The organism is Nonomuraea guangzhouensis, assembly GCF_019396345.1.
GTDB lineage: Bacteria > Actinomycetota > Actinomycetes > Streptosporangiales > Streptosporangiaceae > Nonomuraea > Nonomuraea guangzhouensis.
On the sequence record NZ_JAHKRM010000027.1, the window covers coordinates 150086 to 165122 of the forward strand.

The window sequence follows — 15037 nt, forward strand, 5'->3', positions numbered from 1 at the left end:
TCGCAACGGGTTTTCAGCCGAGCAGCCGCAGCAGGTCCCACTCGTTCTCGCACACCCGGCGGCCGATCGCGGCCAGCTCGACGGAACGCGCGCCGCCGCGCAGATGGCGCATCGTCTGCATGACGCAGATGACGCCCCACTTGAGCACGCCGAACGTCTCCCACCAGCGCAGCGCGTCACCGTCGACGGGCCGCCCGCCCGCCTTCTCGTACGCGGTGATCAGATCGTCGTAGTCGCCGAAGCCGCCGACCGGCAGCGGGGAGCCGAACCGCCACGCCTTCACGCACAGCCAGCCGAGGTCCTCGACCGGATCGCCCGCGTGGGCCAGCTCCCAGTCGAGCACCGCCCGGATGCCCTCGGGGCCGACGATCAGGTTGCCGTTGCGGAAGTCGCCGTGCACCACGCTCGGCCGCGAGTGCGGCGGCCGGGTCGCCGCCAGCCGCCGGAACGCCAGCTCGAACACGGGATGCGGCTCCCCGATTTGATCGAGCACCTCCCGCCACTGCCGCAGCGGATCGCCAGAGGCGGTGGGCGCGAGCGGACCGCCTGAGGCTGCGGCCGAGGGCAGAGCGGACAGTGGCATCCGGTGGATCGCCGCGAGCGCCTCGCCGCACTGGGCGGCCAGCCGCGGCCGGGCGTCCGCGTACGCCGCGTCGCGCAGGATCCTGCGCGGGATCGTCTCACCCGCCACCCTGGTCATGAGGATGTACGACCGATCGGCCGCCACGATCCGCGGCACGGGCACCCCGGTCCCGGCGGCGGCCCGCATCAGCGTGGCCTCGCTCGCCAGGCTGCCACCGGCCTCCAGAGCCGCGCCGGGGGAGTCGAGGCGCAGGATCAGCTCGTGCCGTTCGTCCCCGTCGAGCACGTCGAGCGCCCACGTCTCGCGCGAGGCCCCGCCGGGGAGCCGCGCGCTGAAGGGCACCGACGCGCCGGACCCGAAGACCTCACGGACGATCGAGTGGACCGCTTCCGTCATCGCAGCCCGAACTCCCAGTTCCCGCCCGCCGCGTAGGCGCCGAGTATCCGCCGCCCCACCGAGTCGATGTGCACCTCGTCCGGCCCGTCGTAGATCCGCCCGGCCCTGGCGTGCCGGTACATCCGGTCCAGCGGGGTGTCCGGAGTCAGCCCCGCCGCGCCGTACACCTGAATGGCCCGGTCGATCACGTTGTGCAGCATGCGCGAGCCCACCACCTTGATCGCGCCGATCTCGACCCTGGCGTCGGAGCCGGAGTCGATGGCCCGCGCGGCGTCGAGCGTGAGCAGCCGCGCGGCCTGGATCTCCGCGTAGGAGTCGAACACGTGCTGCCGCATGAGCTGTTTGGCCGCCAGCGGCTCACCGAACGCGGTCCGCTCGTGCATCCGGCGGCACATCAGGTCGAAGGCCCGCTGCGCCTGGCCGAGCCAGCGCATGCAGTGGAAGATCCGCCCGGGCCCCAGACGCTTCTGCGCGATGACGAACCCGTGGCCGCGCCGCCCCAGGAGGTTCGAGGCGGGCACCCGGACGTTGTCGTAGCGGACCTCGCAGTGCGCGCCGTCCAGCCCCAGCACCGGCGTCTCACGGATGATGTCGTAGCCCGGCGTGTCGGTCGGCACCAGGATCATGGAGAAGGCCAGGTGCGGCGCCGCGCCGTCCTCCGTCCGGCACATCACGGTGGTGTACGCGGCCCGGGACGCCCCGGTCGTGAACCACTTGTGCCCGTTGATCACCCATTCGTCCCCGTCGAGCACGGCGGCCGTCCTGATCTGCGTCGGGTCGCTGCTCGACACGGAGGGCTCGGTCATCGCGAAGCTCGGCGAGATGTCGCCCCGCACCAGCGGAGTCAGGTAACGTTCCCGCTGCTCGGCGGAGGCGTGCTCGTACAGCATCAGCGAGTCCTGCAGCGTGTACGTACCCAGCGCGATCTGCCCGAACTCACTACGCCCCTGCACCTCGTTGACGTACACGTAGTCGAGGAAGGGCAGCCCGCCCCCGCCCAGCTCGCGCGGGTGGCCGAGCGCCCACAGGCCCTCCTTCTTGGCCTCCGCGCGCAGCTCGTCGAGCGCCGCCCCGGCCGCGGGCCCGCCCTGGTGCAGCACGTTCTCGGCGGGCTCGACCCGCTCGGTCATGAAGGCGTGGACGGCATCGCGGATGGGACGAACGCTGTCAGGGACGGCGAAGCTCATGAAAGGATCTCAGCCGATAATCGTTGCCCGGTCAACGAGGGTCGATCAGCGGTCTCCACGCGCCATCTTCTGGGCGGCTTTACGCGCACGTCGGATCCGGAAAAATCCGGGCTCACCGAGGCGAGAATGATCATCGGATATGTCCGGTTAGTGGCCGGTCGGTGCCCTGGTCCGGGCTTGTCCGCTGTCGCACCCTGATCGAGGCGCTTATGTGCGCCTTATGGGTCTCGATCAGCCATCGAAGGGTGGGCCATGCCGCCAAGCGGTACCAGACAGCAACGAACAGTGGTTCGTCGCATTGCGGTGATGATGATTCTTGTCCTGATCGGCGCCGTCGTCGACGTGCTGCCGCCGACGCCCGCGGTGGCGTCCGTGGCGCGGGCGTCGGCCGGTGGCGATCCCCGGGCAGTGCCGCTGATGGCGGCTCGCCAGACTCCGCTGAAGAAGACGGCGCGCGCCGCGCCGAAAGCCGACTTCGCCCCGCTGGCCGGAGGCACCACCCACTTCGACCGGCAGCGTTCGCGGTCGGTGTCGCGCTCGGCGTTCGTGACCGAGTATGAGAACCCGGACGGCACCCGCACCTTCCAGCAGAGCACGGAACCGCTGAACGTGCGGGACGACTCGGGCGATTGGCGGCCGGTGGATCCGGCGGTCTCCGTGGATGCCGGGACCGGGCGTGCCCGGGTGGGGGCGCACCCGCTGAATCCCACCTTCGGCTTACGGGCGGACGACGCCCGCCTGCTGCGGGTGGAGACCGGCGGCAAGTCCGCCTGGCTGGCCGCGGATCAGTCCGCGGCCAGCCAGGCGGCCGTCTCCGGCACGACCGTCAGCTATCGCGGGGCCTGGCCGGACGCCGACCTGGTGTACGCGGTCACGCCGGGCGCGGTGAAGGAGACGATCCGGCTGAACCGGGCCCCCACCGTGAGCGGGGCCTCATGGCGCTTTCGCCTCGGCACGAGCGGCCTGACGCCGAAGCTCGGCAAGGACGGCGGTGTCCTGCTCGTCGACAGCGGCGGCAAGCCGGTGGTGGCGATCCCGCCGGTGGAGACGTGGGATTCGTCGGGAAAGGCCGACCGCCCGCCTGCGGTGACCGGCGGCCGGTACGCGCTGGAGAAGACCTCCGGTGGCTGGATGCTGACGGTGTCGGTGGACGAGGCATGGCTGCGCGATCCCGCGCGGGTGTACCCGGTGAGTGTGGATCCGTCGTTCTCGTTCGGGTCGGTGGACCACTTCGCCTACAAATCCGACGGCTACTCATGCCAGCTCTGCGGTGTCCGGATCGGTAACTCGCTGGACCAGGGCGACGCGATGTGGCGCAGTGTGTTCCACCCGGACTACCGTTCGCTCTTCGGCACCGGCCGTACCGTGGTCAGCGCCCGGCTGGACGTGACCAACCAGCGCAGCGCGACCACCGTCGACCGCACGTACCCTGCCGCCCTCTACCACGCCTCCGCGTTCGACTTCAACGGCGTGGGCGCTCTGCTGGCCTCGGGCCTGGTCGGGCAGGTCGGAAGCTTCAAGGGTCCGTCGTTCACCTCGTTCATGCGCACGATGGTGGACACTCAGGATGCGCGCGCGTACTTCATGCTGGTGGGCCACGAGGCCGCGGGGACGTGGACGTACAAGAACCTGGCGGTCACCATGTACGTGGACATGGGGACGGCGCCGCCGGCGGCTACCCTGAACGGACCGGCGGACAACAGCGTGCTGACCGGCCTGACCCCGACGCTGTCGGTGAAGCCGGTCAGCGACCAGGACGGCGACGCCGTCTCGTACTGCTTCCAGGTGGCCACGGGTGCGGACGCCAAGTCGGGCGTGGTGGTGGACTCCGGCTGCCTGCCCACCCCGACGTGGACGGTTCCCGCGGGTGTTCTGCAGGACGGGGTCGCGTATACGTGGCGGGCGACCACCTACAGCGGCATCACCACCACGGAGCCCCCGTGGGTCGGGCACTTCAAGGTCGACCAGCGGATCGGGGAACGCGGTCCCGCGCCCTCGGACGAGCTGGGCCCGCTGTCGGTGAACCTCGCCAACGGCAACGTGACGACCTCCGCGGCGTCGCCGACGTTCACGACGGTCGGCGGCACGGCGGGACTGAACCTCACCTACAACTCGCAGCAGCAGGACCCGAAGGGGCTGCGGGCGTCGTACTTCAATGACCTGTCCCACAACGGGAACATCGCCGACGGGCAGCAGCCGGTGCTCGTCCGCACCGAGCCGCAGGTGAACGTCGACTGGGGCACGGGGGCGCCGTTCCCGCCCGCGCTGGACGCCGACTGGTTCGTGGTGCGCTGGGAGGGCTACTTCCAGGCCCCTGCGACCGGTACGTATCAGCTGGCCGGCATCCACGACGACTCGCTGCGGATCTGGCTGAACAACCAGCAGGTGTACACCGCGGGCTGCTGCAGCGAGGTGAACTGGACCCAGGCCACCGAGGTGGCGCTGACCGCGGGTCAGCGGGTGCCGATCAAGGTCGAGCTGGCCGAGGCGACCTGGACGGCCTTCCTCAAGCTGTTCGTGCGCACCACCGACGACGTCACGGTGCCGCCGCAGATCATGCCGGCGGAGTGGCTGTACACGCTCGACGCGCCCGCACTGCCCACCGGCTGGACGCTGTCGGCCGACCTGGACGGCACGGGCACCGGCTACACCGAGGCCAAGGTCGCCGACCAGAGCATCGTCCTGACCGACGCCACCGGCGCCAAGCACACCTGGACCAAGAAGAGCGCCGGCGGCTACACGCCTCCCGATGGCGAGGACGGCGTTCTGACCCTGGACGCCTCGGGCCAGGTCACCCTCATGGACGGCACCGACGTGTCCACCTTCCGCGCCGACGGCAAGCTCGACACCCAGACCTCGGCGCTGGACTCGCGCAAGCCGGCCGCGCTGCAGAACCTCTACGACGGCACGCCGAGCCGCCTGCGGGAGATCAAGGACCCCGTGTCCGGCCGGTCGCACAAGCTGTACTACAACCGTCCCGGCGACGACTGCTACGGCGGTGCCACCCCGCCGCCGGGCGCGCAGACGCCGCCGGCGCAGATGCTGTGCCGGATCGCGTACTGGGACGGCACCCAGACGCTGCTGTGGTACCAGAACGGCCAGCTGACCCGGATCGAGGACCCCGGATCGGAGATCACCGACTTCGTCTTCTGGGCCAATGGGCCGCTGGCCGGGGTACGCGACAACCTGGCCGCGGACTGGGTGGCGGCCGATCCCGCCAACCGCAACAACAACGACTCCCTCTACCTGCTGGGCTACACCGACCCGGCCGCGGTCAAGCCGATCGCCGACGCCCTGTCGGGCCCGGTCCCGAGTCCGGGCAAACCACGGCCGCAACGCTCATACCGGCATGAACCACAGAACAACCGGACATTCGTCGACGTCGCCGGCCTGAGCCCGGCGACCGGGTTCTTCTCCAAGGTCACCTACGACGACGCGTTCCGGCTGCTGTCCACGACGGACGCCACTGGCGCGACGTCCTCCCGGACATGGAACGTCAAGGACCAGGAGCTGACCTCCACCGACCCGGCCGGCCGGGTGTCCACCACCGTGTACGACCACGCCGACCGGCCGACCGACACCTACGGGCCCGCGCCGTCCTCCTGCTTCACCGGCCAGCGACCCACCGCCGCCTGCGCGGACACCGTGCCGCACCAGCACACCGGCTACGACGAGGGCATGAACGGGCTGTCAGCGGCCTACTACGACAACACCGGTATGACCGGAACGCCGAAAGTGTACGCCACCGGCTTCGGCGACAGCAGCGGAAAGATGGCCGCGGCCTGGGGCGAGAGCACGCCACCGGCGCCGGGCATCCCGGCCGGCACCTTCGCGATCCGGCTCACCGGCGAGATCCAGTTCCCCGTCACCGGGGACTACACCATGGAGCTCTACGTCGACAACGGCGCGCGCATGTGGATCGATGACCGCCTGATCATCGACTCCTGGGTACTGGAAGCACCCAGAAGCGTCACCGGCACGTACACCAACACCACGGCCGACTCCATCCACCGCATCCGCGTCGACTACTACAATGGCGGCGGCCCCGGTGAGCTGCGCGTGAAGTGGCAGCGTCCCGGCGGCACCTCCGAAGAGGTGCCGGGCGGCTACCTGCGCCCGCGTTACGGTCTGACCACCTCCAGCGTCACCGACGAGTCCGACGGAGTGCCCAGCCAGGTCACCACCACCCGGTACGCGGAGAACGGGCTCGACCCGGCGTACGGCCTGGCCACGTCGACCACGACCGGCACCGGCTCCCCGCAACTCACCACCACGACCGGCTACGAGCCACCCGGCACCGGCTACCTGCGCCAGCGCACCAAGACACTGCCCAGCGGCGCGCAGACCACCTACGACTACTACGGCGACAACGAATTCCGCCTCAGCCCCTGCGGGCCGGGAAGCTTCCCGCAGGGTGGACTGCCCAAGCGGAGCACGCTGCCGGCCCCCGCCGGCGGCGCCGCGCGGGTGGACGAGCAGGTGTACGACGCCTCCGGCCGCCTGGTGGCCAAGTCCACCTCAGGCGGATGGGTCTGCACCACGTACGACGCCAGAGACCGGGTGCGGACGGTGGCCTACCCCGCGACCGCGAGCGCGACGGCCCGTACCGTGACCAACGACTACGCCGTCGGCGGCGATCCGCTGACCACCTCGGTCTCCGACGGGTACGGCACGGTCACCACCCAGGTCGACCTGCTGGGCCGCGTGGTGGCACACACCGACGCCCACGGCATCCGTACGGTCACCGCCTACGACCAGCCGGGGCGCGTACTCACCGAAACCGTCACCCCGCCCGCCTCCGCCGACCCGCCGCAGGTCACCACCTACACCTACGACGACGCCGGACGGCTACGCACCACGAAACTCGACAGCTACGTCCTCGCCACGGCCGGCTACGACAACGCCGGCGAGCTGTCCGGCGTCACGTACGCCAACGGCGCGAAACTCACCACGATCGACAAGGACCGCGCCGGGCGGACGACCGGACTGACCTGGACCACCAGTAACGGCGTCGCGGTGCCTTCGACCGTCGCGCGGACCCGCGCCGGGACGATCGTCGACGAAAGACTCGCCGGTACGGACCCGCGACCCAACGAGCCCAACTACACCTACGACGCGGCCGGCAGACTCACCGAGGCATGGGTCACCGGGCATCACTACACCTACGACTTCACCTCCAGCGCGCCGGCCGCCTGCCCTGCCGGGACCAAGGCCAACGCCGGAGCCAACACCAACCGGGTGCGGCTGCTGGACGAGACCTCGTCCGGCACGATCGAGACCGGCTACTGCTACGACCCCGCCGACCGCATCCTGGCCACCACCGGCAACAGCCCGGTCGGCGCGATCACCTACGACGGCGACGGCAACGCCACCCAGTGGACGGCCGGTTCGAGCAACACCGTCCTCAGGTGGGACGGTGCCAACCGCAACACGGCCGTCCAGACCACCGGAACGGACCCGGCCGCCGTCGTCTACGTCCGCGACGCCACCGACCGGATCATCCGCAGAGACGCGACCGGTGACCCCACCCCCAGCGTGCTCTACGGCTACACCGGCAAGGGCGACAGCGCCGACCTCGTCCTGGGTGCGGACAAGCGGCTGCTCAGCCGTACCGTCGTCCTGCCCGGCGGAGTCGTCGCCACCGCCGCAAGCGGGCGGACCGCGCAATGGGACCATCCGTCGGTGCGCGGCGACCTCGTGCTCACCACCGGCGCGAACGGTCAGCAGGCCGGCGAACTGCGCACCTACGCTCCCTACGGCGACCCGCTGACCACGACCGGCACCGTCGACACCGACAACGTCCCGGACAACCAGCCCGGCCAGATGGACTACGGCTGGCTCGGGCAGCACCAGCGTCCCTACGAACACGCGGGCAGCCTCGCCGTCGTCCAGATGGGTGCCCGGCCCTACCTGCCGCTGTTCGGCCGGTTCCTCGCCGTCGACCCTGTGGACGGCGGCTCCGCCAACGACTACGACTACGTCAACGCCGACCCGATCAACTCCGTCGACCTCGACGGGCAGGCCCCGAAATGCTCGAAGTGGGCGAAGTGCTACAAGAAGAAGCCGAGGCTACGCATCAAAGTTGTTATCCGGCACTCGACCAAGGACGTGTATTGGATCATCGGCAAGAGAACGGTCCGGGAATACCACTACCGGATGGGTGGAAACGGCTGGCAGCTCAAGAGTTACCGAGTTGGAAAGCGGAGAGGCATGGTCGGGCCCCCGATCCGCGAGAACAAGCCGTTCCGATGGGACTGTCTCTCCATCTTCGCGGGCGGGATGGTCGCAGTAGGCAGCGCGGCAGTGAGTGGTTTCTGGGCGACAGGTTGGGCCCTTATAGGAACGGGAGCGGCGATGAAAGCCGCGAAATGCTGATGAGTTGTTCGTAGGGATCCACCTGCCGGTCAGTGGGATGCTACGGCACAGCTCGATGATCAACGGATAGGGAGTTCCTCATGGCAGCCCCGCACGATGTACCCTCGGCGGCCCAGTTGGTGGCGGCAGTGCGCGACTTCCTGGCCGACGACGTGCTGCCCGCGGTCGAGGGGCGGGTGCGATTCCACACCCGTGTGGCGATCAACGTGCTCGGCATGGTCGAGCGGGAGATCGAGCTCGGCCCCGCCCAGGCGGCGGAGCACGAGCGGCGGCTGGCCGGGCTGGGGGTGGCCGACGACGCGGAGCTGGCGGCGGCGGTGCGTGAGGGCCGCTTCGACGACTCGGCTCTGGTCGAAGCGCTCAGGGACGCCGTAGGGGCCAAGCTGGAGGTGGCCAACCCCGGCTATCTCGGTGACGGGTAGCCGATCGGCGATGGCCGGTTCCCGGTGGGGAACCGGCCATCAACCGGCCCGGAAGGCGATCAGTGCGAGGCAGCCAGGTCCAGGTCCTTGACCTTGGGGTCGCCCTCGTCCGCGAAGTAGTCCTCCCGGGACGTCGCGTCCTCCCCGTCGGCCACCTTCAGCGCCCGGAACAGTAGCGTGCCGAGCACCGCCACGATCAGGTTGACCGCCAGCGCCAGGAAGCCCGCGTAGATCGTCATCTTGGTGTCGAGGCCGAGGTTCGACAGCCCGAACGCCGACCCACCGAAGTGGGCCTTGCCGGTCGCCGGGTTCGGGACCAGGTACAGCATCCAGATGCCCGCGCCCATGCCCAGCGCCCAGCCCGCGATCAGGCCGCCCTTGTGGAACCAGCGCGTGTAGAGGCCCAGCCCCACCGACGGCAGCGTCTGCAGGATGATCACGCCGCCGATGAGCTGCAGGTCGATGGAGAACTGCGGGTCGAGCAGCAGGATGCAGAGCACCGCACCCACCTTGACCACCAGGGACACCAGCTTGGAGACCTTGGCCTCCTGCGCGTCGGTGGCGTCCTTGCGCAGGTATTCGCGGTAGATGTTGCGGGTGAACAGGTTCGCCGCGGCGATCGACATGATGGCCGCCGGGACGAGCGCGCCGATGCCGATGGCCGCGTAGGCGACGCCCGCGAACCAGTCGGGGAACATCTGGTCGAACAGCGCCGGGATGATCGTGTTGTTGTCCACCTTGCCGGTCGCGCCCACGACGCCCTTGGTGCCCGCCGCGATCGCCATGAAGCCGAGCAGCGCGATCAGGCCGAGCAGGAAGCTGTAGGCGGGCAGCGCCGCCATGTTCCGCTTGATGACGCCGCGGTTCTTCGAGGCCAGCACGCCGGTGAGGCTGTGCGGGTAGAGGAACAGCGCGAGCGCCGAGCCGAAGGCCAGCGTGACGTACTGGAGCTGGTTGTTGGCGTTGAGCGTGATGCCGTCGCCGGGCGCCGGGGTCGCGTCGAACTTGGCCTTGGCCGCGTCGAAGATCGACCCCCAGCCGCCCAGCTTGGCCGGGATGTAGATGACCGCCGCCAGGATCACGATGTAGATCAGCGTGTCCTTGACGAACGCGATCAGCGCCGGCGCCCGCAGCCCCGACTGGTAGGTGTACGCCGCGAGGATGGCGAAGGCGATGATGATCGGCAGATGCCCGGTGATGCCCATCGTCTTCAGCACCGCCTCGATGCCGACGAGCTGCAGCGCGATGTACGGCATGGTCGCCACCAGGCCGGTGATCGCGATGATCAGCGCCAGCGTCGGCGACCCGAACCGGGCCCGGACGAAGTCGGCCGGAGTGACGAACCCGTGCACGTGCGACACCGACCACATCCGGGCCAGCACCAGGAACACCAGCGGATAGACCACCACCGTGTACGGCAGGGCGTAGAAGCCCAGCGCCCCGGCCCCGAACACCAGCGCGGGCACGGCCACGAAGGTGTAGGCCGTGTAGAGGTCGCCGCCCACCAGGAACCAGGTGATCCAGGAGCCGAAGTTCCGGCCGCCCAGTCCCCACTCGTGCAGGCTCTCGATGTTCTCGGGCCGCCGCCATTTGGCCGCCACGAACCCCATGACGCTCACCGTGAGGAACAGCAGCGCGAAGACGACCAGCTCGGTCACATTGGGGTTCACTTGGTCATCCTGTAGACGATCGTGGTGCAGCCGACGCCGACGGCGATGAAGGCGATCTGCAGCCAGTAGAACAGCGGGAAGCCGAGCAGCCGGGGCTCGTCGGCGTTGAACAGGAAGGTCATCAGCGGCAGCGCGATGGGCAGGACCAGCAGCCAGTTCCACGGGCTGCGGTCACTGCGTGCCTGCCCGGGTTCCCGGGTTGTCATCGACCCCTCCGAAACATGAGTCAGGAGCCGGCCCACGGTCTGAACCGGCCCCTGACCAATCGTCAATGAGGGGAGATTAGCTTTTCCGAGGTATTAATCCCAATGTCATCGGGGTTACGGTTTGGCCTAAATGCAGAGAGTCACGTCGAGCCGGAGAGCTCGATGTCCTTGATGCGCGGGTCGCCCTCGTCGGCCGTGAAGTGCTCGGGCGCCGTGCCGTCAGGGCCGTCGGCGACCTTGAGCGCGCGGAACAGCAGCGTGCCGAGCACCGCCACGATCAGGTTGACGGCCAGCGCCAGGAAGCCCGCGTAGATCGTCATCTTGGTGTCGAGGCCCAGCTTGGCCAGCGCGAACGCCGACCCGCCGAAGTGCTCGTGCTTGGTGGCCGGGTTGGCGACGTTGTAGAGCATGAGCATGCCGGCGCCCATCCCGGCCACCCAGCCCGCGATCAGGCCGCCCTTGTGGAACCAGCGGGTGAACAGGCCGATGGCGACCGACGGCAGCGTCTGCAGGATGATCACGCCGCCGATGAGCTGCAGGTCGATGGAGAACTGCGGGTCGATGAGCAGGATGAACAGCACCGCGCCGACCTTCACCACCAGCGAGGTGACCTTGCTGACCCCGGCCTCCTGGGCGTCGGTCGGGTTGCGGTTGATGTACTCGCGGTAGATGTTGCGGGTGAACAGGTTCGCCGCCGCGATCGACATGATGGCCGCCGGGACGAGCGCGCCGATGCCGACGGCCGCGAACGCGACGCCCGCGAACCAGTCGGGGAACAGCTTGTCGAACAGCTGCGGCACGACGGTGTTGACGTCGGTGCCGATCGGCTTGATGCCCGCCGAGATGGCCATGTAGCCGAGCAGCGCGATGAGCGCCAGCAGCAGGCTGTAGGCGGGCAGCGCGGACATGTTCCGCTTGATCACGTCGCGGTTGCGCGAGGCGAGCACGCCGGTGACGCTGTGCGGGTAGAGGAACAGCGCCAGCGCCGAGCCCAGCGCCAGCGTGACGTACTGGAGCTGGTTGTTGGAGTTGAGCAGGATCCCGTCGTTGGGCGCCGGCGTGGCCGCGAACTTGGCCGCGGCGTCGCCGAAGATCTGGCTCCAGCCGCCCAGCCGGGCCGGGATGTAGATGATCGCGACGAGGATGACCAGATAGATGAGGACGTCCTTGACGAACGCGATGAGCGCGGGCGCCCGCAGCCCCGACTGGTAGGTGTAGGCGGCCAGGATCACGAACGCGATGATCAGCGGCAGGTCGCTGAGGAACCCGCTGCCGGCCACGCCCATCGTCTTCAGCACGGCCTCGATGCCGACGAGCTGCAGCGCGATGTACGGCATGGTCGCCACGATGCCGGTGATGGCCACCAGCAGCGCCAGCGTCGGCGACCCGAACCGGACCCGGACGAAGTCGGCCGGGGTGACCAGGCTGTGCACGTGCGACACCGACCACAACCGGATCATGATGAGGAACACGATCGGGTAGGTGATCACCGTGTACGGCACCGCGAAGAACCCGGCGGCACCCGCGCCGAACAGCAGCGCGGGCACGGCCACGAACGTGTAGGCGGTGTAGAGGTCGCCGCCGATGAGGAACCAGGTGATCCACGGCCCGAAGTTGCGGCCGCCCAGCCCCCACTCGTGGAGGCTGGCCAGGTCGTCCGGCCGGCGCCACCGGGCGGCGACGAAGCCCATACCACTGACCACCAGGAACAGTACGGTGAAGACGATGATCTCGGTAAGGTGCTCGCTCACCGCTTCCTCCCGCGCTTGGTCATCTGGTACACCAGCGTGGTCGTGCCCACGCCGAGAGCGATGAAGGCGATCTGCAGCCAGTAGAACAGCGGGAAGCCCAGCAGGCTGGGCTCGGCGGAGTTGAACAGGAATGGCATCAGGGGGATGGCGATGGGCACGAGCAGCAGCCAGTACCAGGGGCTGCGGTCACTCTTGTCATCGGGCAAGGCGGTCTCCTAGGGAGATGCGGCTCTTGCCCTCGCAGACTAGTGACGTGATTATTTCGGTCAGGTCACCGATCGACGAGTGGTCTGCTCCTCGCGACGAACGGTCACCTCGTCGGCGATGTCACGGCTGCCGTAGCCCTCGGGCGCGGGCACCTCGACGATCGGGTCGGGCCGGTCGTCCCATTCCAGCCGCAGCGCCCTGGCCATCGTGGCGTGCATCTCGTACAGGCAGGTCACGTAGGTGAGCTCCAGGATCTGCTCGTCCGGCAGGTGCGCGCGGAGCACCGCGAACACCTCGTCGTGCACCCGTCCGCCGTCGAGCACGAGCCCGTCGGTGTAGGCGAGCACGGCCCGCTCCAGCTCGCCGAACACGTCGCTGACCTGCCAGTGCGCGACCGCCCGCACCTTCTCCTCGGGTACGCCGAGCGCCCGCAGTTGCTTGCAGTGCTGGGAGAAGACGAACTGGCTCTGCCGCGCCCACCCCGCCCTGGTCTGGCCGAGCTCGCGCAGCACCGGGTCCAGCGAGGACTCCCGGTAGAGCTGGAAGCCCTTGACGGCGTGCCGGAAGATCTTCGGGTCGAGCGCGAACACCGTCCACCAGTCGCCGGGCGAGCCCGTCGCCGTGCCCGCCCGCTCCGGCGAGAACAGCTGGTCGTAGAAGAACGTCACCAGCGGGTCGGTCATCTCCTCGCGGGGCACCGGCCGCAGCCGCGGCATCAGACGGTCCGCTCGGCAGCGGTCCTCGGCTCGTGCCGTACGTCGCCGGGCTGCCCGACCTGCCGGGTCCAGGCGGCGAACTCGACCAGCACCCCGTCGGGGTCCTTGAAGTAGATCGACCGGACGAACACGCCGTCATGCATCTCGGGCGCCACGCCGAACTCACTGTCGTCGTGGTTGAGCAGCACGCCGACGTCGATGCCCTTGGCGACCAGCCGTTCGCGGTACTCCTCGATCCGCTCGGGCGGCACGTCGAAGGCGATGTGGTTCATCGACCCGACGGCCGACAGCAGCTCGCCCCGGTCGGGCAGGTTACGCGGCGCCGACACGCCGGGCACGCCCTCGGGCGCGTCGGGGAACCAGAAGAACGCCAGCGCGTTGCCGCCGCCGCAGTCGAAGAAGAAGTGCTGCCCCCAGCCCATCGGCAGCTCGATCGTCTTGATCAGCGGCATGCCGAGCACGCCGGAGTAGAAGTCGACGGTCTGCTTCATGTCCGAGCAGACCAGGGCGATGTGGTTGACCCCGCGCACCTCGAATTCGCTGTTCATAGTAACTCCTTACTTATCACAGGGTTCTGGCGAAAAAACATGACAGGAGATGTCCTCTTTCCGGGCGAGCATGGCCCCATGATTGCTCTGGTGGCGGGCGCGACCCGCGGAACGGGACGAGGAATAGCGGTCCAGCTGGGCGCGGTCGGCGCGACCGTGTACTGCACCGGCAGATCGACGCGTGAAGGCCGCTCGGAGCTGAACCGGTCCGAGACGATCGAGGAGACGGCCGAGCTGGTCACGCGGGCCGGCGGCACCGGCATCGCGGTGCGGGTGGACCACCTGGACCCGGCCCAGGTCAAGGCACTGGCCGAACGGATCGACCGCGAACAGGGGCGGCTCGACGTGCTGGTCAACGACGTGTGGGGTGGCGAGCCGCTGTACGAATGGGAGACACCGGTGTGGAAGCACGACCTGGACAACGGGCTGCGGCTGCTCAGGCTGGCGATCGACACCCACCTCATCACCAGCCACCACCTGCTGCCGCTGCTGATCCGCAACCCGGGCGGCCTGGTGGTCGAGGTGACCGACGGCACCACCGACTACAACGACACCCACTACCGGGTCTCGCCGTACTACGACCTGGCCAAGGTGTCGGTCAACCGCCTGGCCTTCAGCCAGGCGCACGACCTGGAGCCGCACGGCGGCACGGCGGTGGCGCTCACCCCGGGGTTCCTGCGCTCGGAGGCCATGCTGGAGCTGTTCGGCGTCACCGAGGAGACCTGGCGCGAGGCCAAGCCCGACCCCGCGTGGGCGGTGTCGGAGTCACCGGCCTACGCGGGCCGCGCGGTCGCCGCCCTGGCCACCGATCCCGACAAGCGACGCTGGTCCGGCAAGTCGGTCTCCAGCGGTGAGCTGGCCCAGGTGTACGGGTTCACGGACCTGGACGGCAGCAGGCCGGACGTGTGGCGGTTCATCACGGAGGTGCGGGAGCCGGGAAAGGAGGCCGACCCGGAGGACTACCGGTAAGAGGACC

Annotated in this window: 11 protein-coding genes; 3 read left to right on the forward strand and 8 right to left on the reverse strand. The window is 69.2% G+C overall.

Going from position 1 to position 15037, the window contains the following annotated elements; translation table 11 throughout:
* Positions 1 to 13: 13 nt before the first annotated feature.
* Positions 14 to 979: a phosphotransferase family protein gene (locus KME78_RS44520; protein WP_219535906.1), complete on the reverse strand. Its 966-nt coding sequence runs from the start codon at positions 977 to 979 to the stop codon at positions 14 to 16.
* Positions 976 to 2166: an acyl-CoA dehydrogenase family protein gene (locus KME78_RS44525; RefSeq protein WP_219535908.1), complete on the reverse strand. Its 1191-nt coding sequence runs from the start codon at positions 2164 to 2166 to the stop codon at positions 976 to 978. Before KME78_RS44525 ends, KME78_RS44520 begins: the two co-directional genes overlap by 4 nt.
* A 306-nt stretch (positions 2167 to 2472) precedes the next feature.
* Between KME78_RS44525 and KME78_RS44530 the strand changes: the two genes are divergently transcribed.
* Both KME78_RS44530 and KME78_RS44535 read left to right on the forward strand, forming a co-directional pair.
* Positions 2473 to 8541 (forward strand): PA14 domain-containing protein, encoded by a 6069-nt coding sequence (locus KME78_RS44530; RefSeq protein WP_219535910.1) that lies wholly within the window; start codon positions 2473 to 2475, stop codon positions 8539 to 8541.
* Positions 8542 to 8621: 80 nt separating this feature from the next.
* Positions 8622 to 8963 (forward strand): DUF6285 domain-containing protein, encoded by a 342-nt coding sequence (locus tag KME78_RS44535; protein WP_219535912.1) that lies wholly within the window; start codon positions 8622 to 8624, stop codon positions 8961 to 8963.
* Between the two features lie 59 nt (positions 8964 to 9022).
* Here KME78_RS44535 and mctP (KME78_RS44540) read toward each other — a convergent pair whose 3' ends face one another.
* The 6 genes from mctP (KME78_RS44540) to KME78_RS44565 all read right to left on the reverse strand — a co-directional run bounded on the left by mctP (KME78_RS44540) (position 9023) and on the right by KME78_RS44565 (position 14061).
* Positions 9023 to 10633 (reverse strand): monocarboxylate uptake permease MctP, encoded by a 1611-nt coding sequence (mctP, locus tag KME78_RS44540; RefSeq protein ID WP_308127367.1) that lies wholly within the window; start codon positions 10631 to 10633, stop codon positions 9023 to 9025.
* Positions 10630 to 10839, reverse strand: a complete 210-nt coding sequence (locus KME78_RS44545; RefSeq protein ID WP_219535914.1) for a DUF3311 domain-containing protein — start codon at positions 10837 to 10839, stop codon at positions 10630 to 10632. Before KME78_RS44545 ends, mctP (KME78_RS44540) begins: the two co-directional genes overlap by 4 nt.
* 140 nt (positions 10840 to 10979) lie before the next feature.
* Positions 10980 to 12590: a monocarboxylate uptake permease MctP gene (mctP, locus tag KME78_RS44550; protein ID WP_308127368.1), complete on the reverse strand. Its 1611-nt coding sequence runs from the start codon at positions 12588 to 12590 to the stop codon at positions 10980 to 10982.
* Positions 12587 to 12796, reverse strand: coding sequence for a DUF3311 domain-containing protein (locus tag KME78_RS44555; RefSeq protein ID WP_219535916.1), 210 nt, complete (start codon positions 12794 to 12796; stop codon positions 12587 to 12589). Before KME78_RS44555 ends, mctP (KME78_RS44550) begins: the two co-directional genes overlap by 4 nt.
* A gap of 60 nt (positions 12797 to 12856) precedes the next feature.
* On the reverse strand, positions 12857 to 13513 hold the full coding sequence (locus tag KME78_RS44560; protein ID WP_219535918.1) for a carboxymuconolactone decarboxylase family protein: 657 nt from the start codon (positions 13511 to 13513) through the stop codon (positions 12857 to 12859).
* Positions 13513 to 14061, reverse strand: a complete 549-nt coding sequence (locus KME78_RS44565; RefSeq protein ID WP_219535920.1) for a VOC family protein — start codon at positions 14059 to 14061, stop codon at positions 13513 to 13515. Before KME78_RS44565 ends, KME78_RS44560 begins: the two co-directional genes overlap by 1 nt.
* A 78-nt stretch (positions 14062 to 14139) precedes the next feature.
* Here KME78_RS44565 and KME78_RS44570 point away from each other — a divergent pair, with 78 nt between their 5' ends.
* The gene (locus tag KME78_RS44570; protein WP_219535922.1) at positions 14140 to 15030 is read left to right on the forward strand and encodes an SDR family oxidoreductase; all 891 of its coding nucleotides are present in this window, start codon (positions 14140 to 14142) and stop codon (positions 15028 to 15030) included.
* The last annotated feature ends 7 nt before the right edge of the window (positions 15031 to 15037 follow it).